Annotated in this window: 20 protein-coding genes, 1 tRNA gene and 2 pseudogenes; 15 read left to right on the top strand and 8 right to left on the bottom strand. The window is 72.7% G+C overall.

Going from position 1 to position 25,123, the window contains the following annotated elements; all coding sequences use genetic code 11:
- Window positions 1-30 precede the first annotated feature (30 nt).
- From ACFS27_RS29765 to recQ, 3 genes and pseudogenes are all read right to left on the bottom strand, one after another.
- Window positions 31-366, bottom strand: a pseudogene (locus tag ACFS27_RS29765) (FCD domain-containing protein); the annotation flags it as partial.
- A 102-nt stretch (window positions 367-468) separates the two neighbouring features.
- A pseudogene (locus tag ACFS27_RS29760) lies at window positions 469-693 on the bottom strand (GntR family transcriptional regulator); the annotation flags it as partial.
- An 84-nt stretch (window positions 694-777) separates the two neighbouring features.
- Complete coding sequence (recQ, locus tag ACFS27_RS17970; RefSeq protein ID WP_377185535.1) at window positions 778-2,625, bottom strand: DNA helicase RecQ; 1,848 nt, start codon at window positions 2,623-2,625, stop codon at window positions 778-780.
- Window positions 2,626-2,726: 101 nt separating this feature from the next.
- On the opposite strand from recQ, the gene ACFS27_RS17965 reads away from it, so the two are divergent.
- On the top strand, window positions 2,727-5,291 hold the full coding sequence (locus ACFS27_RS17965; protein WP_377185533.1) for a DUF1963 domain-containing protein: 2,565 nt from the start codon (window positions 2,727-2,729) through the stop codon (window positions 5,289-5,291).
- An 89-nt stretch (window positions 5,292-5,380) separates the two neighbouring features.
- A complete protein-coding gene (dinB, locus tag ACFS27_RS17960) occupies window positions 5,381-6,637 on the top strand; it encodes a DNA polymerase IV (RefSeq protein WP_377185528.1) in 1,257 nt (418 codons plus the stop codon).
- A 25-nt stretch (window positions 6,638-6,662) separates the two neighbouring features.
- On the opposite strand, the gene ACFS27_RS17955 is transcribed toward dinB, so the two are convergent.
- Window positions 6,663-7,025: an aminotransferase class I/II-fold pyridoxal phosphate-dependent enzyme gene (locus ACFS27_RS17955; RefSeq protein ID WP_377185526.1), complete on the bottom strand. Its 363-nt coding sequence runs from the start codon at window positions 7,023-7,025 to the stop codon at window positions 6,663-6,665.
- Window positions 7,026-7,163: 138 nt separating this feature from the next.
- Between ACFS27_RS17955 and ACFS27_RS17950 the strand changes: the two genes are divergently transcribed.
- Window positions 7,164-7,301, top strand: coding sequence for a hypothetical protein (locus ACFS27_RS17950; protein WP_377185524.1), 138 nt, complete (start codon window positions 7,164-7,166; stop codon window positions 7,299-7,301).
- Between the two features lie 3 nt (window positions 7,302-7,304).
- Here ACFS27_RS17950 and ACFS27_RS17945 read toward each other — a convergent pair whose 3' ends face one another.
- The 3 genes from ACFS27_RS17945 to ACFS27_RS17935 form a co-directional block, all read right to left on the bottom strand.
- Window positions 7,305-8,426, bottom strand: coding sequence for a DUF998 domain-containing protein (locus ACFS27_RS17945; RefSeq protein ID WP_377185522.1), 1,122 nt, complete (start codon window positions 8,424-8,426; stop codon window positions 7,305-7,307).
- Window positions 8,427-8,613: 187 nt separating this feature from the next.
- A tRNA-Leu gene (locus tag ACFS27_RS17940) sits at window positions 8,614-8,698 on the bottom strand.
- A 126-nt stretch (window positions 8,699-8,824) separates the two neighbouring features.
- Window positions 8,825-9,628, bottom strand: a complete 804-nt coding sequence (locus ACFS27_RS17935) for an NAD(P)H-binding protein (RefSeq protein WP_377185520.1) — start codon at window positions 9,626-9,628, stop codon at window positions 8,825-8,827.
- Window positions 9,629-9,679: 51 nt separating this feature from the next.
- Here ACFS27_RS17935 and ACFS27_RS17930 point away from each other — a divergent pair, with 51 nt between their 5' ends.
- The 4 genes from ACFS27_RS17930 (at window position 9,680) to ACFS27_RS17915 (ending at window position 13,494) form a co-directional block, all read left to right on the top strand.
- Window positions 9,680-10,261, top strand: a complete 582-nt coding sequence (locus tag ACFS27_RS17930; protein WP_377185518.1) for a GNAT family N-acetyltransferase — start codon at window positions 9,680-9,682, stop codon at window positions 10,259-10,261.
- A gap of 102 nt (window positions 10,262-10,363) precedes the next feature.
- Complete coding sequence (locus tag ACFS27_RS17925; protein ID WP_377185516.1) at window positions 10,364-11,590, top strand: AI-2E family transporter; 1,227 nt, start codon at window positions 10,364-10,366, stop codon at window positions 11,588-11,590.
- Window positions 11,591-11,594: 4 nt separating this feature from the next.
- Window positions 11,595-12,833 carry an AI-2E family transporter gene (locus ACFS27_RS17920; protein WP_377185514.1) on the top strand — a complete coding sequence of 413 codons (1,239 nt, stop codon included), beginning with the start codon at window positions 11,595-11,597 and terminating at the stop codon, window positions 12,831-12,833.
- Between the two features lie 40 nt (window positions 12,834-12,873).
- Entirely contained in the window at window positions 12,874-13,494 is a 621-nt protein-coding gene (locus ACFS27_RS17915) for a GNAT family N-acetyltransferase (RefSeq protein ID WP_377185512.1), read from the top strand.
- Here the strand turns inward: ACFS27_RS17915 and ACFS27_RS17910 are convergent.
- On the bottom strand, window positions 13,487-15,838 hold the full coding sequence (locus ACFS27_RS17910; RefSeq protein WP_377185510.1) for an MMPL family transporter: 2,352 nt from the start codon (window positions 15,836-15,838) through the stop codon (window positions 13,487-13,489). The genes ACFS27_RS17915 and ACFS27_RS17910 overlap by 8 nt on opposite strands.
- A gap of 128 nt (window positions 15,839-15,966) precedes the next feature.
- On the opposite strand from ACFS27_RS17910, the gene ACFS27_RS17905 reads away from it, so the two are divergent.
- The 8 genes from ACFS27_RS17905 (at window position 15,967) to ACFS27_RS17870 (ending at window position 25,122) form a co-directional block, all read left to right on the top strand.
- Window positions 15,967-17,373 carry a replication-associated recombination protein A gene (locus ACFS27_RS17905; RefSeq protein WP_377185507.1) on the top strand — a complete coding sequence of 469 codons (1,407 nt, stop codon included), beginning with the start codon at window positions 15,967-15,969 and terminating at the stop codon, window positions 17,371-17,373.
- 212 nt (window positions 17,374-17,585) lie between these two features.
- Entirely contained in the window at window positions 17,586-18,212 is a 627-nt protein-coding gene (gene rpsD, locus ACFS27_RS17900) for a 30S ribosomal protein S4 (RefSeq protein ID WP_377185505.1), read from the top strand.
- 270 nt (window positions 18,213-18,482) lie between these two features.
- The gene (locus tag ACFS27_RS17895; protein WP_377185503.1) at window positions 18,483-18,893 is read left to right on the top strand and encodes a DUF948 domain-containing protein; all 411 of its coding nucleotides are present in this window, start codon (window positions 18,483-18,485) and stop codon (window positions 18,891-18,893) included.
- Complete coding sequence (locus tag ACFS27_RS17890; RefSeq protein ID WP_377185501.1) at window positions 18,890-19,144, top strand: hypothetical protein; 255 nt, start codon at window positions 18,890-18,892, stop codon at window positions 19,142-19,144. The genes ACFS27_RS17895 and ACFS27_RS17890 overlap by 4 nt, the downstream gene beginning before the upstream one ends.
- A 165-nt stretch (window positions 19,145-19,309) precedes the next feature.
- On the top strand, window positions 19,310-22,024 hold the full coding sequence (gene alaS / locus ACFS27_RS17885) for an alanine--tRNA ligase (protein WP_377185499.1): 2,715 nt from the start codon (window positions 19,310-19,312) through the stop codon (window positions 22,022-22,024).
- A 5-nt stretch (window positions 22,025-22,029) separates the two neighbouring features.
- Window positions 22,030-22,587 carry a Holliday junction resolvase RuvX gene (gene ruvX, locus ACFS27_RS17880; RefSeq protein WP_377185497.1) on the top strand — a complete coding sequence of 186 codons (558 nt, stop codon included), beginning with the start codon at window positions 22,030-22,032 and terminating at the stop codon, window positions 22,585-22,587.
- A 36-nt stretch (window positions 22,588-22,623) separates the two neighbouring features.
- Window positions 22,624-23,760: an endolytic transglycosylase MltG gene (gene mltG / locus ACFS27_RS17875; protein WP_377185494.1), complete on the top strand. Its 1,137-nt coding sequence runs from the start codon at window positions 22,624-22,626 to the stop codon at window positions 23,758-23,760.
- Between the two features lie 279 nt (window positions 23,761-24,039).
- A complete protein-coding gene (locus tag ACFS27_RS17870; protein ID WP_377185492.1) occupies window positions 24,040-25,122 on the top strand; it encodes an endolytic transglycosylase MltG in 1,083 nt (360 codons plus the stop codon).
- The last annotated feature ends 1 nt before the right edge of the window (window position 25,123 follow it).

Genomic DNA, 25,123 nt, shown 5'->3' with positions numbered 1-25,123 from the left:
GGCCGTACCTCGCAGATCAGGACTTGCGGGTCAGACGGTCGCACCTCCCTGGCGGAGCCGGTCGAGGAAGCCGGCGATGTGCCGGCGGGTCAGGTCGGCCGCGAGGTCGGCGTCGGACGCCTCTGCGGCCGCAAGGATCTGTGCGTGCTCCTGCGCCTCGTCACGCCAGCTCGGCTGCCGCGCCCAGGTCGTGACGGCGGCGAGCGCCGCCTGGTCGCGCAGGCCCTCCAGGATGCCGACCAGGATCGGGTTGCTCGCGGCGGCCCAGAGCGCGGCGTGGAACGCGCGGTTCGCGAGGCTGCGCTGTGCGGGCTCGGTCGCGGCGTCGGCGCGCTCGAGCGCGGCCCGTGCCGCTGCGGTGTCGACGCCGCCCAGCACGCTGCGCCGCGTCGCCTCTGGCTCGAGCAGGAGTCGTGTCTCGTAGATCGCCACGGCGTCGGCCTGCGTGAGCTCACGCACGCGCACCCCGACGTAGGGCCGCACGACGACGAGCCCGCTCATCTCCAGGGTCTTGAGCGCCTCGCGCACCGGGGTCTTCGACATCGCGAGCTCCTGCGCGAGGTCCGCCTCGACGAGCGCCTGCCCGGCGGCGAGGCGGCCGCTCAGGATGCCCTCCTTGATGGTCGCGAGCGCGTGTTCGGTGCGCGAGGGCAGGGCGACCGGAGCGGAGGGAATCGTAGGCACGTCGTACATCATATATGACGCGCGAGGGCATGATGCGTCGCCTGCCCCGCCCAGACGCTGTGCCGGAACCCCGGGTGGTCGCTCCCTTGCGGCCTATTCCGGTGCGTGCAGCGCCGCCAGGATCCCCTCGCCGTACCGTTCCAGCTTGGCCTGGCCGACGCCGCTGATCCCGCTCAGCGCGTCCAGGTCCGCCGGACGCTCGGCGGCCACGGCGCGCAGCGTCGCGTCGTGGAACACCACGTAGGCGGGAACGCCCTGCTCCTTGGCCGCCGCCGCCCGCCAGGCCCGCAGCCGCTCGAAGACCGGCTGGTCGGCGTCCGACAGCGTGGCGGCCTCCGGGCGCGTGCCACCGGAGCGTGCGGGCCTGCGCGAACCGCCCTGGGGCCGCGGATCGCGCCGCAGCCGCACCTCGCGCCGCTGGCCGAGGACCTCCGCGCTGGCGTCCGTGAGCAGCAGCGTGCCGTGGTTCGAGTCCACCTCCAGCAGGCCGAGCGCCAGCAGCTGACGTGCCACCGACCGCCACTCGCCCTCCGCCAGGTCCTCGCCGACGCCGAACACGGTGAGCTGGTCGTGCCCCCACTGGGTGATCTTGGGCGTCGACTTCCCGCGCAGGATGTCGACCACGTGCCCCACGCCGAAGCGCTGGTTGCGCTCGCGGTCCAGCCGGAACACGGCCGACAGCAGCTTCTGCGCCGGGACGGTGCCGTCCCAGGCCTCCGGCGGGTTCTGGCAGGTGTCGCACGCACCGCAGCTGCCGGGGTGGTCCTGGTCGAAGTAGCGCAGGAGCTGGGCGCGGCGGCACTCGACGGTCTCGCACAGCGCCAGCATGGCGTCCAGGTGGGAAGAGAGCCTGCGGCGGTGAGCGAGGCCGCCGTCGGACTCCGCGATCATCTTGCGCTGCTGGACGACGTCGGCCAAGCCGTAGGCGAGCCATGCCGTGGACGGCAGGCCGTCCCGCCCGGCCCTGCCGGTTTCCTGGTAGTAGCCCTCGACCGACTTGGGCAGGTCGAGGTGGGCGACGAACCGGACGTCGGGCTTGTCGATGCCCATGCCGAACGCGATGGTCGCGACCATGATCACGCCGTCCTCGCGCAGGAACGCCGACTGGTTGGCGGCGCGCACGTGGGAGGGCAGGCCTGCGTGGTAGGGCAGCGCGCGGATGCCCTGGTCGTTCAGCTGCTGAGCGGTCTTCTCCACCGAGGCGCGCGACAGGCAGTACACGATCCCGGCGTCACCCGGATGCTCCGTGCGCAGCAGGTCCAGCAGCTGCCTGCCCGGGTTGTCCTTGGGGGCGACCCGGTAGGTGATGTTGGGCCGGTCGAAGCTGGCGACGAAGCGCCGGGCCTCGGTCAGACCGAGGCGGGTGGCGATCTCCTCGCGCGTGTGCTGGGTCGCGGTGGCGGTCAGGGCGATCCGCGGGACGCCGGGCCAGCGCTCGGCCAGCTCGCCCAGCCGCAGGTAGTCGGGGCGGAAGTCGTGTCCCCACTGCGACACGCAGTGCGCCTCGTCGATAGCGAACAGTGCGATGGTGCCCTGGTCGAGCAGCCGGGCGGTGGACTCGACCCCGAGCCGTTCGGGCGCGAGATACAGCAGGTCGAGCTCGCCCGAGCGGTAGGCCTGCTCCACCGCGCGGCGCTGGTCCGGGTCCTGCGTGGAGTTGAGGAACCCGGCCCGCACGCCGAGCGCGTCCAGTGCGTCCACCTGGTCCTGCATGAGCGCGATCAGCGGCGAGATCACCACGCCGGTGCCCTGCCGGACGAGCGCGGGGATCTGGTAGCACAGCGACTTGCCGCCGCCGGTGGGCATGAGCACGAGGGCGTCGCCGCCGTCGGCCACCGTCTCGATGATCTCCTGCTGGTCGCCGCGGAACGCGTCGTAGCCGAAGACCTCACGCAGCACATCGAGGGCCGGCGTGGTCAGGGCGGCGTCCGGGATCGTCATGGCGGCCAGTGTGCCAGGGGTCGCTGACACGGGCCGCCCGGCAGGCCGCCAGGTCCGGTCGGGCAGGAGGGCGTGTCAGGGCCCGCCCCTAAACTCCCGGTATGTACCAATCTGAACGAGAAATTGCCGACCCGGACGGTGGTGCGGACAGCTCGCACCGGGTGGCAGCAGCGGTGCGGGACTGCCTCGCGCCGCTGAAGGTGTCGCACGTCTTCGAGCCGGTGGTCGAGCACGTGCTGCGGGGTACCGAGCCGGAGGCGCTGGCGAGGCTTCGTACGCACTCGGTGGACGCCGGCATGGTCGCAGCGCCCGTCGTCCACCGGCGAGCCGAGCAGGTGGCGGCCGTCGCGGACCTGCATCCCGGATGGACCCGCCAGGCGGCCGACGCCGCACGGCGCACGGTCTACCGGACCGCGCCGGCCGACGTGCTCGCCCGGTTCGGGCAGGTGCTGCACGCGGCGTCCGGCCGTGCCCCGGACCAGGGCGAGCCGTCGTGGCTCCTGGTGCTGGCCGACGACGTCGTGCGGGCGAGCGGCGCCGTCGACGCGGCCGACGCCCAGAGCGTCCTGCGGCGGTGGAGCCCGGACGTCGTCGCGGAGGTCGCCCGCGCCGGTGCCGCCCCCGGACGGACCGCCGTGCACGCGACCCTGTCGGCGCTGCTGTACGCGGACTCCCGCAACGGGGCGCACCGCAGGCACCAGCTCCTGGCGGGCGACGCGGGCGTCGCGTTTCTCGCCCGGCACTCGGACGCGCTCGCGGAGGTCGTCACCGGGCTCGCCGACCACGTCCGGAGGGACGTGGCAGCCCGGTGCGCGCGCAGCCCGGAAGCGCACGCGGGCCTCGCGGCCGGGCTGGCGGTCGACGCCGACGCAGGCGTCCGCGCGAGTGCGCTGGCTGCGCTGTCCCGGCTCGACGGGCCCCGGCAGGTGGACCTGCTGCGGCCGCACCTGCGGACCGCGTCGTCGGACCGGCTGCCGGACGCCCTGGCGCGTCTCGCCGACCTCGCCGACGGCGTCGTGGCGATCGAGGAGGCCCTGGCTGACGGTGACGGTGACCGTGACCGTGACCGTGACCGTGACGGTGACGGTGACGGCCACGCCGACGGCGGGTCGGAGGACCCGGAGCGCGCCCGGCTGCTGCGCCGGGCCGTCTACCGCGTGCGGGTGCTGCGCTCGGCGAAGGCCGCCGTCCGCGTGCCCCCTGTGGCAGCGCCCCAGGACGCGGGCCTCGCGGAGGAGCTACGGATCCTCGCGGCAGGAAGCGGCCCCGACGAGGACCGGACCTGGCACGACGTCGTGGGGCGGCTGGCGCTGCTGCCGGACGTCCGTGCCCTGCGGGACGCGCGCCGCGCCGCCGGGACGCCCGACGCGGACCGGCGGACCACTGGGCTCCTGGTCACCCGCACGACCCACACCGGCCGGAAGATCGGTGCCGCCCTGACGCCGCAGGACGCCGAGCGCTGGTGGCCGCTGTTCGCCGAACGCCTGGACCTTGCGGACGAGTACCTCGACAAGGGCGACGGCAAGCGGCACCCGGACCAGTCCGCCGTCGACACGACGACGATGATCCTGACGATCCTCGAACGGTTCCCTGCCGTCCCCGAGCCGCTGGTCCCGCGCCTGACCTCGATGGCGCTCGCCGCGAACCGCCACCGCCTGTCGGCCCGCCGCGTCCTCGGTGACCACCCGGGTGCCCGGGCGTCCGCGCTCGACGCGCTGTCCGGCCCCGACGGGAGCACGCGCTCGTCCGCCGCGGAGTGGCTCGCGGAGCTGGGTGAGCCCAACGTGGTGGGGCCGGAGCCGGGATGGGAGTTCGGTCAGGGGGTGCTCCACCCGTCGGCGCGGACCCTGCCCGCTGCGACGCTGTGGTGGCTGGACAAGTTCCGGGAGCAGGCGCTCGACCGGGGAGTCCCGGCGGACGACGTCGACCGGTGGCTCGGGCTGGCACGCCCGACCCTGCGGACGGCGGCCGACGGCGGTGGCCCGGTCGTCGGCAGGCTCGGCAGCCCGCTGCTGCTCCCGCCGGACGTGGAAACACCCGCCACGGTGTACGGCCCCGACGACCGCTCGGAGTACCAGCTCATCGCGACGCTCGACCTGGCGGCGATCCCGCCGGGCGCGACCGACCTGCCGTTCCCGCCCGACGGCCAGGTGCTCCTGTTCGCGAACGTCGAGCTGGACGACGTTCTCCTGCCTGGTGGCGCCGTGTACGTCCCGGCGGGGACGCCGGTCGAGGAGCGGGAGGTCTCGCTCGACTACGAGCCCTACGGGTGCGACTCGCCAGAGGACCTGGACGGCGACCTGCGCCACACCGGCGACCTGCGGCTGGTCCCCGGTGTGTCCCTGCCGTCGTGCCCGCTCGACGACGAGACACTGGCCGGGCACCCGTTCGCGAGGACGCTGCAGGACGTGTGGTCCGAGCAGTCCGACGAGGGCGGTCGGTGGCAGCTCGGCGGCCACGCGTACGACTTCGACGGCTACGGGGACCCGGCTCGCGGCTCGGCGGTCCAGGAGCCCGGCGAGGAGCTCACCCGCCCGGAGGACTGGGTGGTGCTCGCGCAGTGGGTCGGGGTACCGATGGGGATCCTGTACTGGACCATCACCCGCCAGGACCTGGAGGCGCGGCGCTTCGACCGCGTCGTCGTGCAGCTGTACGCCAACCCCTGATCGGCCCGGCGCCCGGGCGTGCGCCCCGCCCTCGTGCCGGCTGGGGATCACCATCATACTCGAACAGGCGTTCGAGTATGATGGTTGTCATGCCAGTGTCCGGCGCCACGATCCTGCACGCCGACCTCGACGCGTTCTACGCGTCGGTCGAGCAGCTGCTGGACCCCGCTCTGCGCGGGCGGCCCATCGCCGTCGGCGGCGGGCCTCGTGGGGGAGTGGTGCTCGCAGCCTCGTACGAGGCCAAGGCGCACGGGGTGCAGGGCGGGATGCCCGGCTGGCGGGCGTCCCGGCTCTGCCCCGAGCTCGTGTTCGTCCGAGGTCACTTCCGGGAGTACCAGCGGCTCGGCGATGCCGTGATGGCCGTCCTGGCGGACGTCACGCCCACCGTCGAGCGGATCTCGATCGACGAGGCGTTCCTCGACGTGTCCGGCGCGACGCACCTGTTCGGCCCGCCGGCGGCGATCGGGGCGCGGATCCGGGAGCGCGTGCGCGCCGACGTCGGCCTCCCGATCTCGGTCGGCGCCGCGCGGACCAAGCACCTCGCGAAGATCGCCTCGCAGGTGGCCAAGCCGGACGGTCTGGTCGTCGTCGCCCCGGGCGTCGAGCGGGCCTTCCTTGACCCGCTCCCCGTCGGTCTGATCTGGGGCGTCGGGCCGGTGAACGAGCAGCGCCTCGCCGACCTGGGGATCCGGACGATCGGTGAGCTGGCGCGGACCCCGTCGTCGGCGGTCGAGCACATCCTGGGGCACGCCGTCGGGCACAAGCTCAGCGCGATGGCGCAGGACGAGGACCCCCGCCGGGTCGTCACCGCCCGCCGCGCACGCTCCGTCGGGGCACAGTCCGCCCTGAGCCGGCGCCGCCCCGAGCTCGAAGGCGTCCGGGCGGTCCTCGCGCACCTGTCCGACAGGGTGTCGCGGCGGCTGCGGGCCAAGGGGCGTGCCGGCCGCACCGTGACGGTCGCGGTACGTTTCGCGGGCATGCGCCGGGCGACACGGTCCCTCACGCTGCCGGTGCCGGTCGCGGCCACGCTCACGCTCACCGAGATCGCCGAGCGGCTGGCCTGGTCCGCGATCAAGGACGCCGCACCGTGCGAGATCACGCTCCTCGGCGTCTCGGTCTCGAACCTCGGTGACCAGCGGGCGGTCCAGCTCGAGCTGGACCTCGAGCCGCCGGACCCGTGGCGCCCAGGCTCCGCGCAGGGGGCGGCCCGGAGCGCCGTCGACGAGTCGATGGACCAGATCCGGACGCGGTTCGGCGGGGACGCCGTCGGCTACCTGCCCGTCGTGCTGCGCGGCGGCGGCGCCGTGCCCGACGAGTTCCGCGAGCTCGCCGAGCACGATCTCTGACCACGATCTCTGACGTGAAGGGGTCTCAGCCGGGTCCGAGCTCGCGCAGGGCAGGCAGCGCCCGCTCGAGCGTGGCGCTGGTGGCGGTCAGGCTGATCCGGAAGTGGTCCGGACTGTCGAACACGGTGCCCGGCAGCACGAACACGCCGCGCTCGGCGAGCGCGGCGACAAAGGCGACCGCGTCACCACCTGGTGCCGCGCCCCACAGGTAGAACGTGCACTCCGGGACGGTGAGCGCGTACCCGGCCTCGCCGAGCGCGCCCACCATGAGGTCGCGCGGGCGTCCGAGCTCCGCCACGTCGATGGAGACCGTCTCCAGAGCGGGTGCCGCGTACTGCATGAGGGCGTCGGGGAAGCCCCAGCCCATCCCCATCTGGAGCGGGAGCATCGCGGCGCGCAGCTCGGCACTCGGCGCGGGGGACCAGGGGCGAGAGCGCGAGATAGCCCAGGCGCTGGCCGGGGGCGAGCAGCACCTTGCCGTAGCTGTAGTCGATCAGGGTCCACGGGTAGCGGGCAGCGGCATCTCGTGCGGGTCGCCGAACGTCAGGTCGACCACGCCGGGCCGGCCGTCGTTACGCTCGCGGCCATGGGTCCGTACGACACCGGCCGGTTCGCCGACATCCCGCTCGACGATGCCGTGGCCGGCCTCGCCTCCCGGGGCTGACGGTCACGAGGTGGCGGTTGGTCGTGTCGTCATCGGGCCGGGACGCCAAGGCGACGACGACTCCGGGCGGGATGTCGCGACCGCTTCTGTGTTGCGCAGGAACACGATGATCCAGCTGAAGATGAGCACCGCCGCGACGAGCTCGACAGCCGTGAGGTTGTAGTACCCGGTGACGAGGAAGACCGCCAGGAGCATGATGACGCCGACGTACACGTAGCCGAGCAGGACGAAGATCCTCGGTGCCGACGGAAGCAGCCGGCGCAGGCGCACGACCAGCGCGATGTACACGATCACCATCCCGGTGGCGGAGGTGTTGTGCACCCCCAGGAACTCGTCGGCGGGGAAGACTCCCACGCAGGCGAGGAGCACGCCGATGAGCACGAGCGCCAGCCGGACGAGGCGCTTGCTCCGCGCCTCCGTGCCGGTCGAGCGCGGGAGGGGCGCGGTCGCGTAGTGCGCGATCGTCGTGACCATGACACCGGCGATGACGAGCGTCAGGTTGAACGCCATCGCGGAGATGTCGTCGCTGATCCCGAGCGCGCTGAGGTTCTCCTTCCACCAGGACGGGTCGGAGGTGCTGAGCATGCTGGTCAGAGCGCCGACAGTGAGGAAGAGCGCCAGGACCAGAGACAGCAGCATCGGGGTGAGGTTCACGGCGGAGAGGAACGCCAGATAGGCGGTCACGGCCAGGGCGACACCGGCGAGCAGCGCGGCGGACGTCGTGTACACGGTCGCTCCGACGAAGCTCTCGCTCACCACGGATGCGAGCCCGATCCATCCCAGCATCGCGATGGCCGCGTGCGCCATCGTCAAGGCCGCGACGTCGAACCAGCGCGGCCGTGGCAGGCCCGCGCCCCCGGACTGGTCGCTTCGCAGCTGGGCACGTCGCAGCACCCGTCCGAGGAGGAACGCGACGATCGCGGCGAGCGCTCCGCCGATGGCGACGAAGTTGCCGATCGAGCCGTGGCCCGAGATCGGCACACCGTCACCCCAGAACACGACGAGCCCCACGAGCGTACCGGGCACGAAGGCACCCGCGCCGGTGAGAAGTGCTGACGACTCACGCGACTCGGTGCTCGCGACGGGGTGACGAAGGATGCGTGCGATCGGTGACGGCTGGCTCATCTCGGTTCTCCGGTTCTGCTCGCCGCTGCGGCGAACCGGATCAACACTCTCGGCGGCGCCCTTCGCCCGCGTCACCCGAACCGGATGATTCGGTGGGGGAGGGAGCTGGCGGCCGGGCCGAACAAAAAAGGCCCTCGACCCTGCGTCTCCGCGGGTCAAGGGCCTTCTTCGTCGCTGTCTCAACGAGTGTCCGGAGGGGGACTTGAACCCCCACGCCCGATAAAGGGCACTAGCACCTCAAGCTAGCGCGTCTGCCATTCCGCCACCCGGACAGGTGGACCGTTCCCGGCGTTTCCGCCTTCTCGGTGCGTGGAAAAACATAGCACGCAGGTCGGGTCGGTTCCGAATCGAAAAGCGTGTGACCTGGGTCGCGTACGTCTACTCGGGCCGAGAGCCGGTCAGCGGAAGGCGTCGGCGTTCGCAGCGGCCCACTGCTCGAACGTCGTGGCCGGTTCCCCCGTCACGTCAGCGACGGTGGTCGTGGCGACCTGCGGGCGCTCGACCATCCCCGCGAACCCCTCGAGGTACCACCGGGCGTACTCGCCCATCACCGGGTCCAGCACGGCGGCGGCCTCGTCCAGCGGCACCCGCGTAAACGTCACGTCCCGCCCGAGCACGACGCCGAGCCGGCGGGCGCGCTCGGCGCGCGTCATCGTCTCGGGCCCGGTCAGGGTGTGGACCCGGCCCTCATGACCCTCCCCGAGCAGCACCGCTGCGGCGACGCGCGCGATGTCGTCCATGGCCACCGGCGCGTTCGCCGCGTCAGGGTACGGCTCACGCACCCCGCCGGTGGTCCGGACCTGGTCGGCCCAGACCGTCGTGTTCTCGACGAACTCCCCGGCGTACAGGTGCGTCCAGGCCAGGCCGGACGCCTCGACCGCCTGGGCGACCGGCTGCCAGTCGGTGGTCTCGTCACCCGACAGGTCGACGATGTGCCGCACGCCCGCCTCCCTGGCCAGCCGCACCGTCTCCGTCACGGTCTCGAGGACCGGGGCCAGGTACAGCCGGTCGACGCCGGCGAACGCCGCCGGCAGCGTCCCCGGCTCGCGCAGGTAGCCGACGGCGACCTCCACGCCGTCGGGCAGCTGCGCCCGCGCGGGGTTGGTGGTCAAGGCCCTGACGTCCTCGGCGCCGCGAACGAGCAGCTGGTCCACGACCATCCGGCCGATGTTCCCGGTCGCGCCGGTCACCAGAATCTTCATCCAGCCACCGTACGTGCCACCACCCACGAGCTGCTGGCACACTCACAAGGTGTGACGACCCCGCACTGGCCCCTGACCACCGAACGTCTCGAGCTGCGCCCGGTCACCCCCGCGGACGCCGAAGCGTTCCTCGCCTGGCGCTCGCGGCAGGAAGTGGCTCGCTACATGTTCCAGCCCCCGTGGACGCGGGAGCTCGCCGAGCGCAAGCTGGTCGACTGGTCGGGCGCCCCGTTCACCATGCCGGGCGACGTGCTCGTCCTCGCGGTCGTCGACCGCGCCGCTCGTTCGGTCATCGGCGAGGTGCTCCTGAAGTGGGCGCCCGGGACCGGGCAGGCCGAGGTCGGCTATGGGTTCCGCCCCGACGTGGCGGGCGCCGGGTACGCCACCGAGGCGGTCCGTGCGGCGCTCGGGCTCGCGTTCGGCACCTACGGCTTCCACCGGGTGTTCGCGCGTCTCGACGAGGAGAACACGCCGTCTGCCAGGGTGTGCGAGCGCCTCGGCATGCGACTGGAGGCACGCCTGGTCGAGAGTGACATCCGGCCCGACGACGGCGCCTGGGCCACCGAGCTGAACTACGCGATCCTCGCGAGCGAGCACGGATCCGGGCGGCCGCCGCCCGAGTACGAGCGGTGACCCGGCTCGTGGCCGTAGGCTCCGGTCGCGCGCCAGTTGTCGCGAGCCGCGACCTGCCGCTAACGTCCGCTTGGACAATTCGCCCAAAACAATAGTGGGAGCATGGCGATGACGGCTGACGCGCCGACGGTAGCGCCGACGACAGCGGCGGAGTCGCCGACCACCCCGCAGCCGGCAGCGCCGGACCCGGGAGCCACGCAGCCCTCGCAGCGGACCACCTTCGGCGCACCCTGGATCCGGTCCACCGGCGACCTGGCCTGGCGGCTGGTCGGCATCGTGGTCGCGGTGGCCGTGGTGTTCTACGTGGTGGGCCTGGTCCAGCTCGTGTTCGTCGCGTTGTTCCTCGCCCTGGTCTTCACCACCGTGCTGCTGCCGCTCGGCGACCTGTACGACCGCGTGATGCCCCGCGGGCTCGCCATGGCCGCCTCCCTGCTGACCGCGGTGCTCGCCGTCGGCGGGCTGGTGACGTACGTGGTCTCGTCGGTCGTGAGCCGCTGGGACGAGCTCGCCACCCAGTTCGGCACCGGCCTCACCGACCTGGCAGGCCTGCTCACGGGCATCCCGGTCCTGGCAGGCCTCGGCGGACCCGACGAGTGGCTCGCCGACGGCGGCGCCTGGCTCCAGGACAACGGCGGAGCCTTCGCTGGCACCGCCGCCGAGAGCGCCGGGTCGATAGCTGAGGGCGCCACCGCCGTCGTGCTCGCGATCTTCTGCACGGTGTTCTTCCTGACCCAGGGCGGCCGGATGTGGCAGTGGGCACTGTCCCTGGTCCCCGCGGACCGGCACGACCGCTGGCAGACCGCCGCGACCGCCGGCTGGACCGCGTTCTCCGGCTTCACGCGCGGCATGTTCTTCGTCGCGCTGGCCGACGGCGCCATGGCCGGGATCTTCCTGACCGTCGTCGGAGTACCGCTCGCGCTCCCGCTGTCCGTCGTGGTGTTCCTCGGGGCGTTCGTCCCGATGATCGGCCCCGTCGCCGCGATCGTGGTCAGCGTGCTCGTCGCACTGGCCGCCAAGGGCCCCGTGCTGGCGCTCGTGGTGCTGATCGGCATGGTGGTGGTGGCGCAGATCGACGCGAACGTGCTCCAGCCCCTCATCACCGGCAAGCAGGTCTCGCTGCACCCCGTGGTGATGGCGCTCGTGGTCGCCGGCGGCTCGGTGCTGGGCGGCCTGCTCGGTGCCGTCGTGGCCGTGCCGCTCACGGCGGTCACCTGGGCCGTGTTCAGCACGCTCCGCAGGACGGCGCTCGACGCAGCCGCCCCCGACACACCACAGGACCCGACACGGCCTCCAGCACAGGGCGCAGCGGCCGCCCATGAGGCAAACTGACTCGGTGCCTGACCCCGCACCGCCCGACCCCGCACCACGCGCAGCCGCCGCACGCCGCGGCCGGCTGCCGGACGAGCCTGTCCCGCCGTCCTGGCTGCGCACCTCCGCCGGCTGGTCCTGGCGGCTCATCGTGCTGGTCGCCGGAGTGGCCCTGGTGTTCTGGGCGGTCACCCAGGTGCTCATCGTCTTCGTGGCGGTATTCCTGGCACTGGTCTTCACCGCCGTGCTCAACCCGCTCACCGATCTCTACCACCGGGTCATGCCACGCGCCCTGGCCACGGCCGCCGCGATCCTGTCCGGCGTGCTCGTGGTCGGCGGCCTGCTGACCTACGTGGTCATCTCGGTCGCCGGCCAGTGGGAACGGCTGGCGGGACAGTTCAACACCGGCATCGACCAGATCGTCGACCTCATCGAGAACAACCCGCTACGGGTCGACGTCGACGTCGACACGCGTGACCAGTGGATCGACGACGCCGCCGACTGGCTCCAGCAGAACGCCGAGAGCCTCGTCGGCCGCGCCGCCGAGAGCGCCGGATCGATCGTCGAGGGCGTCGCGGTGCTGGTCCTCGCGATCTTCTGCACCGTCTTCTTCGTCGCGTCGGGCGCCTCGATGTGGCGCTGGTTCATGACCCAGGTGCCCGCCCGCACCCGGGACCGGTGGCACGCCGTCGCCGGCGCCGGCTGGTACACGTTCTCCGGCTACACCCGCGGCATCGTCCTGGTCGCCATCACCAACGGCATCCTGGCCGGGATCTTCCTGTCCATCGTCGGCGTGCCGCTGGCGGCGCCGCTCGCGGTGCTCGTCTTCATCGGTACGTTCATCCCGCTCATCGGCGCGCCCCTGGCCATGATCATCGCGGCGGTGGTGGCGCTCGCGGCCGACGGGCTGCTGGCGGCCCTCGTCGTCACGCTCGGCATCGCGGGCATCGGCCAGCTCGAGGGGCACGTGCTGCAGCCGCTCATCATGGGCAAGCAGGTCTCGCTGCACCCCGTGGTGGTCGCCCTCGGGGTCACCTGCGGCACGGTGGTGGGCGGCATCCTCGGCGCGATCGTCGCCGTGCCCCTGATCGCGGTGGCGTGGTCCGTGTTCACCACGCTGCGCACGGAGCCCGACGACGGCCCGCCCGACGACGGCCCGCCCGACGACGAGACGGGCCCGCCTGCCGCGGACCCGGCGCCGCGGGCCGAGCGTGCGACGGACGGCTCTGCCACGGACGGTCCCGCAACCGGCGCGAAACGGTAAAGCTGCAGGTCGGGGCCTCTTTCTGTGGCACGATCGACCCATGGAACCGTTCGTCCTGGCCACTGAGCACGTCCGCCTGTCCGTCCCCACCTACGCGGACGTCGACGCGATCACGGTGGCCTGTCAGGACCCCGACGTCGCCGAGTGGACGGTGGTGCCGGTGCCGTACGAGCGCAGGCACGCCGAGGGGTTCGTGCGCTACCACGTCGCCGACGGCTGGGCGAAGGGCTCCGTGTACACGTGGGCGGTGCGCGCGCCCGGCGACGTCGACGGGCCGCTGATCGGCATGGTCGGCCTCACGTGCGAGGGGAGCCCGGGGGAGGAGCGCGCCGGTGAGCTCGGCTACTGGATGGCGGCCGACGTCCGTGGCAGCGGCCTGTGCACCGAGGCGTCCCGGCTGGTCGTCGACTGGGCCCTCGACCCGGCGGGGCTGGGGCTGTCGGTCGTGAGCTGGGTCGCGTACGTCGGCAACTGGGCGTCCCGCCGGGTGGCCTGGCGCCTCGGGTTCCGCGTGGAGGCCACCCTGCGCAAGCACGCTCTGCAGCGCGGCGTACGGCGCGACGCGTGGGTGGGGACCGTCCTCCCGGAGGACCCGCGCGAGCCCAACGAGCCCTGGCCCGCCGACGCCCCGCGGACCCGGGTCCGGCCCGGCGTCAGCTGAGGCGGGCGTGGGCCCTGCGCACCGCGCGCGGAGCCCACCACGCCCGGCGGCCCAGCACGGCCAGGGCGGCGGGCCAGAGCAGGGCGAGGACCAGCAGGTCGACCAGCGCGGCGACGGTGACGGCGAACCCGGTCTCGTTGATGACCAGGCCGCCACCGGCCATGAACGCGGCGCACACCACCACGACCACCAAGACGGCCGCGAGCACCGACCGCCCGGAACGATGCAGACCACGGCGGACCGCCTCGGTGTCGGGCGTTCCGGCGGCGCGCAGCTCGGCCACCCGCGACGTCACCAGCAGCGTGTGCGCGCACCCGAGCCCGAACGCCAGGGCGGCGACGGTGGCGAGCACGTTCGCCTCGATCCCGCCGACGGAGGCCACCCCCAGCGGCAGCGTCAGCGCACCGAGCTGGAAGGCGAGGACCAGCACGCCGAGGGAGACCCCGAGCGTCAGCACCCCGGAGACGACGGCGGTGGCGGCGACGGTCGCAGAGCCCGTCGCGAGCAGCACGAGCAGCGCCGCCACGACGGCCACCGCAGCGGCGGCGGGCCACCCGCGCTGCGCGAGCGTCTCGGCAAGGTCCACCTGGGTCGCGGCCCGGCCCGTGACCAGCACCTCGTAGGGCGCCCCCAGCCCGCGCACCGCACGCACCACGTCCTGGGCCTCCTGGCTCGTGGCGTCCGCCGCACCGGTGTGCACCCCCACCACCGTGTGGTCGGTCCGCGTGGTGATCTGCGGGGTCCCCGCCTCGGCAGGGTCGAGGGCGCTCGGCTCGTCGACGCGGCTGACGCCGTCCAGCTCCCCGATCTCGGCGGCCAGCGGCCCGACGTCGTCGGGGGCCGCCCGGGCGAGGACCGTCACCTCAGCGCCCTCGCTGGCAGGGTAGGAGGCGGCGAGGGTCTCGACGAAGCGGCGCTGCTCGGCGTCGTCGGGCAGCAGCTCGATGGCGCTCGTCGAACGCACCTGCAGCGCCACGGCGGGGGCAGCGAGCCCGAGCAGCACGGCCAGGCAGCCGACGGCGACCGCCCACCGGCGCCGGCGCACGAAGCGGGCGACCACGCGCCGCGGGCGCGCCGCACCCTCCCGCGCTGCCCGGTACCGCTGCCCCAGCAGGCCCACCGCCGCGAGGTGGAGCGCACCGGGGCGTGCCAGCCGGCGCTCGGTGAGGGCCAGCAGCGCCGGCACGAGCGTGACCGCCGCGAGCAGAGCGAGCAGTGCCGCGGCCAGGGCGCCCGCCCCCGCCCCGAGCACCACAGCGGGGGAGAGCACGAGCAGCCCGGCCGCGGCCGCCACCAGCGCAAGAGTCGAGAGCGTCACCGCCAGGCCGGCCGTCGCGCTGGCGCGGGCCACCGCCTCGACCACCACGCCGTCGCGCCGTCGCCGCCGCAGCAGGCGTGCCTCGCCGGCCAGACCGGACAGGGCCGCCAGCTCCTCACGGAACCGCGCCGTCAGGAACAGCCCGTTGCCCAGCGTGACCCCCGTCGCGAGCATGGCGACGACCGCGGGCAGCGAGGCGTCGACGACGACGGCCTGGGTCGGCAGGAACGTCAGCACGTACAGGACGCCGAGCCCCGTGCCCAGGGCCGCGATCGCAGCGGCCAGCGGGACGGCAGCGGCCAGCAGCCCGCCGAGCGCGAGCGCCGCCACGACCAGCGCCACCGGCAGCGCGACGAGCGTGCCGGTGCGCAGGTCGTCCCTCGCCTGGTCGCGCACCGCGTCGTCCACCAGGTCGGTGCTGGTCACCAGACCGGACGCCGCCGCTGCGGCGTCGCCGGCGTCCCGGCGCAGCGCGGCAGGCACGGCTTCCAGCCGGTCCACCACGGCATCGTGGACGACGGCGCGCTCGGCCTCCGCGTCGCGTGCGGCGGCAGCCTCCGAACGGCCGGCCCGCGCCACGTTCCCGGTGCCGTCCTCCAGCAGGACGTAGGTGACGAAGCCGTCCCCGTCCTCCGACACGAGGTCACGTGCCGCCGGGTTGGCCGGCCCGCCGTCGAGCACGTACGGGTTGACGACGGTCGCCACGCCGTCGAGCTCGGCGATCCGAGCGCTCAGCGCGCCCATCGTCGACGCGACGGCGGGGTCGTCCGGCTCGACACCCTCCACCACGAGGGACACGGCGCCGCCGCCGGGCGCGGCGTCGGCGAGGACGGCCTCCGCAGCCGCGCTGTCCGAGCCAGGGGCGGACGGCGCGGAGACCGCGACCCGGTCAAGGAGGCTCGGTCCGCCGAGCCCGGTGGCAGCAGCGAGGAACCCGGTGGCGGCAAGGACGAACCAGACGGCGACTGTCGTCAGCGGACGGCGAGCGACGGTGCGGCCCAGCGCGTCGAACAGCGAAGTGAGCACCGAGCGACCATCTCACCGTGCTCGCCTTCTCGCGCGCCGAGCGCCGGAGCACACCAGAGGAGTGCCTCTGACCAGCGTCGACGGGCCGCGTGGCCGAGGATGTCGGTGGGCGTCCGTAGGCTGGGGGCATGGTTGACCTCTTCGATGCCGCGACGACCGACACGGCTGGTACCCCGGCCGCGCGGGCGTCGTCCCCCCTCGCCGTGCGCATGCGTCCGGCGTCCATCGACGAGATCGCCGGACAGAAGCACCTGCTCGTCCCCGGCTCGCCGCTGCGCCGGCTCATCGAACCGGCATCGGGCCAGGGCTCCACCCGCTCGGCACCGTCGTCGGTCATCCTCTGGGGACCGCCCGGCACCGGCAAGACGACGCTCGCCTACCTGGTCGCCACGGTGTCCGGGCGCCGCTTCGTGGAGCTGAGCGCCGTCACCGCCGGTGTCAAGGACGTGCGCCAGGTGGTCGAGGACGCCCGGCGCAGGCTCGCCACCGGCGGCGACGAGACCGTCCTGTTCGTGGACGAGGTGCACCGCTTCTCCAAGTCCCAGCAGGACGCGCTGCTGCCCAGCGTCGAGAACCGCTGGGTCACCCTCGTGGCCGCCACCACGGAGAACCCCAGCTTCTCGGTGAACTCCCCGCTGCTGTCCCGCTCGCTGCTGCTCACGCTCCGGCCACTGGAGACGGAGCACGTCCGCGAGCTGGTCCTGCGCGCGGTCGCCGACGACCGCGGCCTCGGCGGAGCGGTCGAGCTCGCCGAGGAGGCGACGGAGCACCTCCTGCGGCTGGCCGGCGGCGACGCCCGCAAGGCGCTCACCATCCTGGAGGCCGCTGCGGGCGCGGTCCTGTCCGACAAGGTCTCGTCGACGGCCGCCGAGGGCGAGGACGCGGTGCCCCGCATCGGCCTGGCCGACGTCGAGCGCGCCGTCGACGTCGCCGCCGTCCGCTACGACCGCGACGGGGACCAGCACTACGACGTCATCTCGGCGTTCATCAAGTCCATCCGTGGCTCCGACGTCGACGCGGCGCTGCACTACCTGGCCCGCATGGTGGCCGCAGGCGAGGACCCACGGTTCATCGCCCGGCGCCTGGTCATCTCCGCGGCCGAGGACGTCGGCATGGCAGACCCCTCGGCGCTGCAGACTGCCGTCGCCGCGGCACAGGCGGTCCAGCTCATCGGTATGCCGGAGGGGCGCATCGTGCTGGCGGAGGCCGTGGTGCACCTGGCTACGGCACCCAAGTCGAACGCCGCCTATCTCGGGGTGGACGCCGCGCTGGCGGACGTGCGCGCCGGGCGCGTCGGCACGGTGCCGCCGCACCTGCGCGACGCGCACTACGCGGGAGCGAAGGAGATGGGGCACGGCGATGGCTACCGCTACGCGCACGACTGGCCGAACGGCGTCGCGCCGCAGCAGTACCTGCCGGACGTGCTGGCGGGGTCGCGCTACTACGACCCCAGCGACCGCGGCTACGAGCGGCAGGTGTCGGAGCGCCTCGAACGCATCCGGGGGATCCTCGGCAGCGAGGACGGCCGGCAGTGACGAGCCCCACGGCGGGCCGAAGCGCTGACGTGCGCTAAGATATTCAGGTTGCCCATGGCAGCCCCTGGGACCTCGGCCCCGCGAACGTGACGGTCCGATCGCTGATCTGATCGCCACGCTCCATCGGCTGGTCCCGCACCCGGTGTGGTCTCCCTTGACGGGAGAGCCGTGTCCGGGTGTGACCTTCACTTACTACAGGACAGGACTTCACAGTGACTTCTGTGACCCGTGCGCGCCGTCAGGTGCGCCTGAGCCGCAAGCTGGGCCTCGCGCTCACGCCCAAGGCCGTCAAGCACTTCGAGAAGCGCCCCTACCCGCCCGGTGAGCACGGCCGTGCCCGCCGTCGCACCGAGTCAGACTACGCGGTGCGTCTGCGCGAGAAGCAGCGTCTGCGCGCGCAGTACATGCTCCGCGAGAAGCAGCTGCTCAAGGTGTACGAGAACGCCCGCAAGCAGGCCGGCCTGACCGGTGAGGTCATGGTCGAGGACCTCGAGACGCGTCTCGACTCCGTCGTGCTGCGCGCCGGTTTCGGCCGCACCATCCTGCAGGCGCGTCAGCACGTGACGCACCGCCACATCCTCGTGGACGGCAAGATCGTGGACCGCCCGTCGTTCCGCGTGAAGCCGGGCCAGACCATCCAGGTCAAGCCGAAGAGCCAGGCCACCGTGCCGTTCCAGATCGCAGCCGCCGGTGCGCACCGCGACGTGCTGCCGGCCGTCCCCGGCTACCTCGAGGTCCAGATCGAGAAGCTGACGGCCACGCTGAGCCGTGCGCCCAAGCGCGCCGAGGTCCCCGTGACCTGCGACGTGCAGATGGTCGTCGAGTTCTACGCTCGCTGATCCGGTCTGCCCAGCAGTCCAGGGCGCCCCGTCCGCGCTTCGGCGCAGGCGGGGCGTCCTGTCGTTGCGGTGACCTGTGGGGTGCGGCCCGGCGAGAAGGGGCTCGTGCTCGGTTGTGGGACCCGCGCGAACACGGCCCCGTCTCGCGGCGCGCTGGCGTCGGGCGGCGCCGGCGGTGGCGTCCGGGATAGGGTGACGAACGGTTCCGTGCAGACACATCAGGCCGGACACCAGCTGACCACCAGCGGACCTTCAGGTAGGAGTTTGCGCATGACCTTCGGCGACCTCGGAGACGTGGCGGGACTGATCGCGGCGATCGCGTTCGTGCTCCTGGTGGGGTTTCTCGCCGTCCCCCTGTGGAAGCTGGGCAAGCTCCTCGACGAGGCGCGGTCGAGCGTCCGTGACGTGACCGAGCACTCTGTGCCGATCCTCGACGAGGCCGCCAGCACCGTCGCGTCCGCGAACACGCAGCTCGTCAAGGTCGACACGATCACCACGTCGGCGGCGTCGGTCAGCGAGAACGTGTCCGCGCTGACGGGCCTCTACGCCGCGACGCTCGGCAAGCCCCTCGTCAAGGTCGCCGCCTTCTCCTACGGCGTCCGCCAGGCCTTCGGCCAGGCCAAGGGCCGGGCCGGCAAGCACGCCGACCCCAACGCGGGCGCCACCGGGGCCGGCGCATGATCCGCCGGCTGTTCTGGGTGGGCGTCGGGGTGACCGTCACGGTCGTCGTCATCCGCAAGGGCCGCCAGGTCGTCGCGCGCTACACGCCGGAAGCCGTGAGCGAGCGCGCCGCGGCTGCCGTGGACGACGCAGGCGTGCGGCTGAACCGGATGGCGCACTCGTTCCGGTCGGACTTCACCACGGCCCGCGCCGAGCGCGAGGCCCAGCTCATGGCGTCCCTCCGGGGCGAGCTCCCGCGCGACGAGCGGTAGCGTTCCGGCTTCGTCGCCCCGCCGGATCGATCAGCTGCCGATCATTCAGTTTCCGTCTGCCCCGCTACCAGCGGCAGAATAGGACCCGCGCGAGCTGCGTAAGGAACCTTACGCATGCCGTGCGCCCATTCCCCCGTACGACCGAGAAGAAGGACCACTGACCTCATGCGCACCGCCGAGATCCGCAAGCGTTGGCTCGACTACTTCGAAGCTCAGGGTCACGCGGTGGTGCCGTCTGCGTCGCTGATCTCCCCTGACCCGTCGACGCTGTTCACCATCGCGGGCATGGTGCCGTTCATCCCGTACATGACGGCGCAGCAGACGCCGCCGTGGAAGCGCGCCACGAGCGTGCAGAAGTGCGTGCGCACGCTCGACATCGAGGACGTGGGCAAGACGACGCGCCACGGCACGTTCTTCCAGATGAACGGCAACTTCTCGTTCGGCGACTACTTCAAGGCCGACGCGATCCGCATGGCCTGGGACTTCCTGACCGGCTCGCTCGACGACGGCAGGCTCGGCATCGACCCCGACAAGCTGTGGGTCACCGTCTACCACGAGGACGACGAGGCCCGGCAGCTCTGGAAGGACATCGTCGGCCTGCCCGACGAGCGCATCCAGGGGCTCGGCAAGAAGGACAACTACTGGCACACGGGCCAGCCCGGCCCGGCCGGCCCGTGCTCGGAGATCTTCTACGACCGCGGCGCCGCCTACGGTCCCGACGGCGGCCCGCTGATCGACGAGGGTGGTGACCGCTTCGTCGAGATCTGGAACCTCGTGTTCATGCAGTACGCCATCGACGAGGTGAAGTCCAAGGAGGACTTCCGGGTCCTCGGCGAGCTCGACAACAAGAACATCGACACCGGCATGGGTCTCGAGCGGGTTGCCTTCCTGCTGCAGGGCAAGGACAACATGTACGAGATCGACGAGGTGTTCCCCGTCATCGAGGCCGCCGAGAAGCTCAGCGGCAAGAGGTACGGCGAGAACCGCGAGGACGACGTACGCATGCGCGTCGTCGCCGACCACGTCCGCTCCTCCCTGATGATCATCGGCGACGGCGTCCGCCCGTCCAACGAGGGCCGCGGCTACGTGCTGCGCCGTCTGCTGCGCCGCTCCGTGCGCGCGATGCGCCTGCTCGGCGTGGACGGGCTCGCCCTGACGTCGCTCCTGCCGGTCTCGAAGGACGCCATGGCGCCGTCCTACCCGGAGCTCGCAGCCAACTTCGAGCAGATCTCCGCCGTCGCCTACGCCGAGGAGGAGGCCTTCCGGCGCACGCTGGTCTCCGGCACCACCATCCTGGACAACGCCGTGACGAACCTGAAGCGGCGCGCCGCCGACCAGGGCGGCACGGGCGACCGGGGCCTGGTGCTGCCCGGCGAGGCCGCCTTCCAGCTGCACGACACCTACGGCTTCCCGATCGACCTCACCCTCGAGATGGCCGCAGAGCAGGGCGTGCAGGTCGACGAGCACGCCTTCCGCTCGCTGATGCAGGAGCAGCGTTCCCGCGCCCGCGCCGACGCCCTCGCCAAGCGCACGGGCGGGGCCGACGTCGCGGCCTACGAGGCCCTGGAGAAGGAGCTGTCGGCCCCGGTCGAGTTCCTCGGCTACACCCAGACCGACGCCTCCGTGCGCGTGACCGGCCTGCTGAGCGGCGGCGTGCCCGCCCCTGCGGTCACGGCCCCCGCCGAGGTCGAGGTGATCCTCGACCGCACCCCGTTCTACGCGGAGGCCGGTGGTCAGCTCGCCGACCACGGCACCATCGTGCTCGACGCCGGCGCGACCATCGAGGTCGACGACGTGCAGCGCCCCATCAAGGGACTGAGCGTGCACCGCGGCCGCCTCATCGAGGGGACGGTGGCGCTGGGCGACCCCGGTACCGCCCAGATCGACACGGCCCGCCGCAAGGCCATCAGCCGTGCCCACTCGGCCACGCACATGATCCACAAGGCGCTGCACGAGCTGGTGGGCCCTGACCGTACGCAGGCCGGCTCGGAGAACGCCCCGAGCCGCATCCGGTTCGACTTCCGCTCGCCGTCGGCCGTGCCGTCGTCGGCCCTGTCGGAGATCGAGGAGCGTGTCAACGTGCGCCTCGCCGACAACCTCGAGGTCACCGACGAGCTCATGCCGATCGCCCAGGCCCGCGAGGCCGGCGCGATGGCGCTGTTCGGCGAGAAGTACGGCGACGTCGTGCGCGTGGTCTCGATCGGCGACGACTGGTCGCGCGAGCTGTGCGCGGGCACGCACGTCAAGCAGACGGGACAGCTCGGCCGCGTGACGCTGCTGGGCGAGTCGTCGATCGGCTCCGGCGTGCGTCGCGTCGACGCCCTCGTCGGCGACGGCGCCTACGGGTTCCAGGCCAAGGAGCACGCGCTGGTCGGGCAGCTCACGGGCCTGCTCAACACGCGGGCCGAGGAGCTCCCCGACCGCGTGGGCTCGCTGGTGTCCCGGCTCAAGGAGGCCGAGAAGGAGCTCGCGGCGGTGCGTCAGGGTCAGCTGCTGGCCGCGGCGGGCAAGCTCGCCGCCGAGGCTCCCCGGGTCGGCGACGTCCGCGTCGTGGCGCACGATGCGGGCGAGGCCCAGTCCGACGACCTGCGTGCCCTCGTGCTCGACGTGCGTTCGCGCCTCGGCGAGGCCGAGCCCGTCGTCGCCGCCGCCGGTGGTGTGTCGGCCGGCCGGCCGGTCGTGGTGGTCGTGACCAACGCCGCCGCGCGCGCCGCGGGCTACAAGGCAGGCGACCTGGTCCGCACGGCGGCCCAGACGCTCGGTGGCGGTGGCGGCGGCAAGCCGGACATGGCCCAGGGCGGCGGCACCGACCCGGCCAAGCTGGGCGAGGCGCTGGCGGGCATCGCCGAGAGCGTGCGCCTGGCCGCCGTCGGCGCCTGACGCCGGTGGCCGAACCCGTGTCCTCGGTGATCGGGCCCGTCGAGCCCGAGCCTGGCCTCCCGCGTGGGGCCCGGCTCGGGGTCGACGTCGGGATGGCCCGGATCGGGCTGGCCGCCAGCGACCCGGACGGCCTGGTCGCGACCCCGGTGGAGACGGTCCCGCGCGTCCGTGACGGCCGGGGGACCACCGCCGACGTGGCCCGGATCGTCGCGGAGGCGCAGGAGCGGTTCGCCGCCGTCGTCTACGTGGGGCTGCCCAGGCACCTGTCGGGCAAGGAGGGCGCAGCGACCGCGGACGCACGAGCCTTCGCGGCCCGCCTGGACGTCGCTCTGGCGGCGGCGGGCGAGGGCGCGCAGGTTCGCCTCGTGGACGAGCGGATGACCACCGTCTCGGCCCATCAGGCGCTCCACGCGGCCGGCCGGAAAAGTAAGCGGCACAGGTCCGTGATTGATCAGGCTGCAGCCGTTATCATTCTGCAATCTGCACTCGACGCGGAGCGGGCGAAGGGGGAGCGCGCCGGCGAGCTCGTCGAGGCGCGGACGGTGCACGACACGCACGACTGACCCAGTGGCCCCCCAACGAAGGACAGTGAGTCTCCGGTGACGGACCTCTTCACGGCGCCCCCGCGTAGCCAGGCAGACCCCGCGTTCCCAGAACCGAGATCCAGCAGGAGAGCCCAGCGTCGACGCCGGCGCAACCGGCACGGGCGCTCCTTCGTCGTGCTCCTGGTCGCCCTCGTGCTGGTCGGCGGGTCGGGCTACGCGGTCTGGATGAACCTCGACTCCCTGACGGGCCTGACGAACCCGCTCGAGTCCAAGGACTTCGACGGGCCCGGTGGTGACCCGGTCGACGTCGAGATCCCCGAGGGCGCCACGGGCACCGCCATGGGCGAGTCGCTCTACGAGGCCGGTGTCGTCGCGAGCGTGTCCGCCTTCGCGACGGCGTTCGAGGCCAACCCGGACTCCGTGCTGATCCGGCCGGGCACCCACACCCTGCTCGAGGAGATGCCCGCGCGGGACGCTGTGGCGCTGCTCGTCAAGAACGACACCGTGGACCTGCAGCTCACGCTCCCCGAGGGCTACACGGTCGACCAGATCGTCGACCGTGCCGTCCAGGTCACGGGGCTGCCCGCCAAGGACTTCGCGGCCGCGCTGAAGAAGCCGGCCAAGATCGGGGTGCCGAAGCAGGCCGACGGCGAGGTCGAGGGCTGGCTGTACCCCGACACGTACATGGTGAAGCCGGACGACACCGCGGTCGGCCTGCTGTCGCGGATGGTCGACCGCACCAAGGCCATGCTCGGGAAGAAGGAGGTCCCCGCAGAGGACTGGCAGGCGGTGCTGGTCAAGGCGTCGCTCGTGGAGCGCGAGGGCCTGCACGCTGAGGACAAGCCGAAGATCGCCCGCGCGATCGAGAACCGGCTGGACGACGACACGTTCCTCGAGATCGACGCGGCGGTCGCGTACGGAGCCGGCAAGCCCGGCACGGAGCTGACGCGGGACGACCTCAACGACGCGAAGAACCCGTACAACACGTACGAGCACACCGGTCTGCCGCCCGGCCCGATCGCCAACCCGGGCGAGGTGGCGATCGACGCGGTCCTGAACCCGACGCCGGGCGACTGGAAGTTCTGGGTCACGGTCAACCTCGACACCGGCGAGACCAAGTTCGCCGAGGACTTCGAGGAGCACCAGCGGAACGTCCAGGAGCTGCGCGCCTGGCAGGAAGCGCACGGGTGAATTCGCAGGTGAGGCGGGGTCCTGACGGTTCACGGCGGTGAATCCCGGGAGTTGGCCGGGAATGTACCGATCGGGGTAGCGTTCGCGGCACCCGGGCTGTGATGTGATCGTGACATGCGATCACGGTGTCGCGCGCCCGGTCGGTGACCAGGCGTGGATCGACCAGATCCAGGCAGTGCAGAGGATGGAGCGAGCGTGACCGAGGCCCTGCCCGGAGTGAATTATCAGGGGCCACCGCGGCACGCCAGTGGCTCTCGCGGGGGACGAGGGGATCGGGACGTGTACACCAGCCGGCGGGACAGGCGGCCGAACAGGCGGTCGAAGCAGTCGAAGCGACCGCTGGTCATCGCTGTGGTGGCCGTCCTGCTGGTGCTCGGCGCGCTCGGTGCGTGGACCCTGAAGAACGACGGCTACCTCTTCGGCCTGCGTACGCCGCTGGCAGCCGAGGACTACGAGGGCACGGGCGGCGAGCCGGTCACGGTCGAGGTCCCCTCGGGCAACGGCTACACGATCGGCGCCGAGCTCGCGGAGCAGGACGTGGTCGCCAGCGCCGAGGCGTTCGTGCACGCGTTCAACGCCAACCCGGACGCAGCGGCGATCCAGCCAGGCACCCGCGAGATGAAGCTGCGCATGAGCGCGGCGTCCGCCGTCGAGCTGCTGGCGCAGAACAACGTGGACCGCAGCGGCCTGACGATCGTCGAGGGCCACACGGTGGCGCAGGTCCAGCAGACGATGATCGACCAGGGCTGGCCTCAGGCGGACGTCGAGGCGGCCCTGGCGGACCCGAAGGCGCTGGGCCTGCCGGCGGAGGCCGGCGGGGAGCTGGAGGGCTGGCTGGCGGCCAACACCTACGAGGTCAGGCCGGACAGCACGAGCGCGGCGGACGTGCTCAAGCAGATGGTCGCCCTGACCGTGCAGGAGCTGGACGGCCTGGACGTGCCCGCCGACCAGCGCAACGATCTGATCATCAAGGCGTCGCTGGTCGAGCGGGAAGCGCCGGACGACTACCGGGGCGAGGTCGCCCGGGTGATCGAGAACAGGCTCGCCGCTGGCGAGGCGCTGGGCCTGGACGCCATCGACTCCTACGGCCGCAAGAAGCCGTCGCACGAGATCACGACGGAGGAGTTCCAGGACGAGTCGTTCCCGTACGCCTCACGGGTGGTCCCTGGGCTGCCCCCTACCGCCATCGGCGCACCGAGCAAGGCGTCGCTCGAAGCGGTCCTGAACGCGCCCGAGGGGCCGTGGCGGTGGTACGTGACGGTGAACCTGGACACGCAGGAGACGAAGTTCACCGACAACTACGACGAGTTCCTGGTCTTCAAGGACGAGTACCAGTCCTGGGCAGCGGAGAACGGCTACTGAT

Origin of the sequence: Promicromonospora vindobonensis (assembly GCF_042685865.1) — a bacterium.
In the GTDB taxonomy this organism is placed as follows: domain Bacteria; phylum Actinomycetota; class Actinomycetes; order Actinomycetales; family Cellulomonadaceae; genus Promicromonospora; species Promicromonospora vindobonensis.
The sequence above is the reverse complement of the archived record's forward strand: the minus strand, read 5'-3'. Positions and strand labels throughout refer to the sequence as shown.

Coding starts and splice junctions, on each gene's coding strand:
- recQ (WP_377185535.1), bottom strand. CDS start 2,625: ATGACGATCCCGGACGCCGCCCTGACCACGCCGGCCCTCGATGTGCTG.
- ACFS27_RS17965 (WP_377185533.1), top strand. CDS start 2,727: ATGTACCAATCTGAACGAGAAATTGCCGACCCGGACGGTGGTGCGGAC.
- dinB (WP_377185528.1), top strand. CDS start 5,381: ATGCCAGTGTCCGGCGCCACGATCCTGCACGCCGACCTCGACGCGTTC.
- ACFS27_RS17955 (WP_377185526.1), bottom strand. CDS start 7,025: ATGCTCCCGCTCCAGATGGGGATGGGCTGGGGCTTCCCCGACGCCCTC.
- ACFS27_RS17945 (WP_377185522.1), bottom strand. CDS start 8,426: ATGAGCCAGCCGTCACCGATCGCACGCATCCTTCGTCACCCCGTCGCG.
- ACFS27_RS17935 (WP_377185520.1), bottom strand. CDS start 9,628: ATGAAGATTCTGGTGACCGGCGCGACCGGGAACATCGGCCGGATGGTC.
- ACFS27_RS17925 (WP_377185516.1), top strand. CDS start 10,364: ATGGCGATGACGGCTGACGCGCCGACGGTAGCGCCGACGACAGCGGCG.
- ACFS27_RS17915 (WP_377185512.1), top strand. CDS start 12,874: ATGGAACCGTTCGTCCTGGCCACTGAGCACGTCCGCCTGTCCGTCCCC.
- ACFS27_RS17905 (WP_377185507.1), top strand. CDS start 15,967: ATGGTTGACCTCTTCGATGCCGCGACGACCGACACGGCTGGTACCCCG.
- ACFS27_RS17895 (WP_377185503.1), top strand. CDS start 18,483: ATGACCTTCGGCGACCTCGGAGACGTGGCGGGACTGATCGCGGCGATC.
- ACFS27_RS17890 (WP_377185501.1), top strand. CDS start 18,890: ATGATCCGCCGGCTGTTCTGGGTGGGCGTCGGGGTGACCGTCACGGTC.
- alaS (WP_377185499.1), top strand. CDS start 19,310: ATGCGCACCGCCGAGATCCGCAAGCGTTGGCTCGACTACTTCGAAGCT.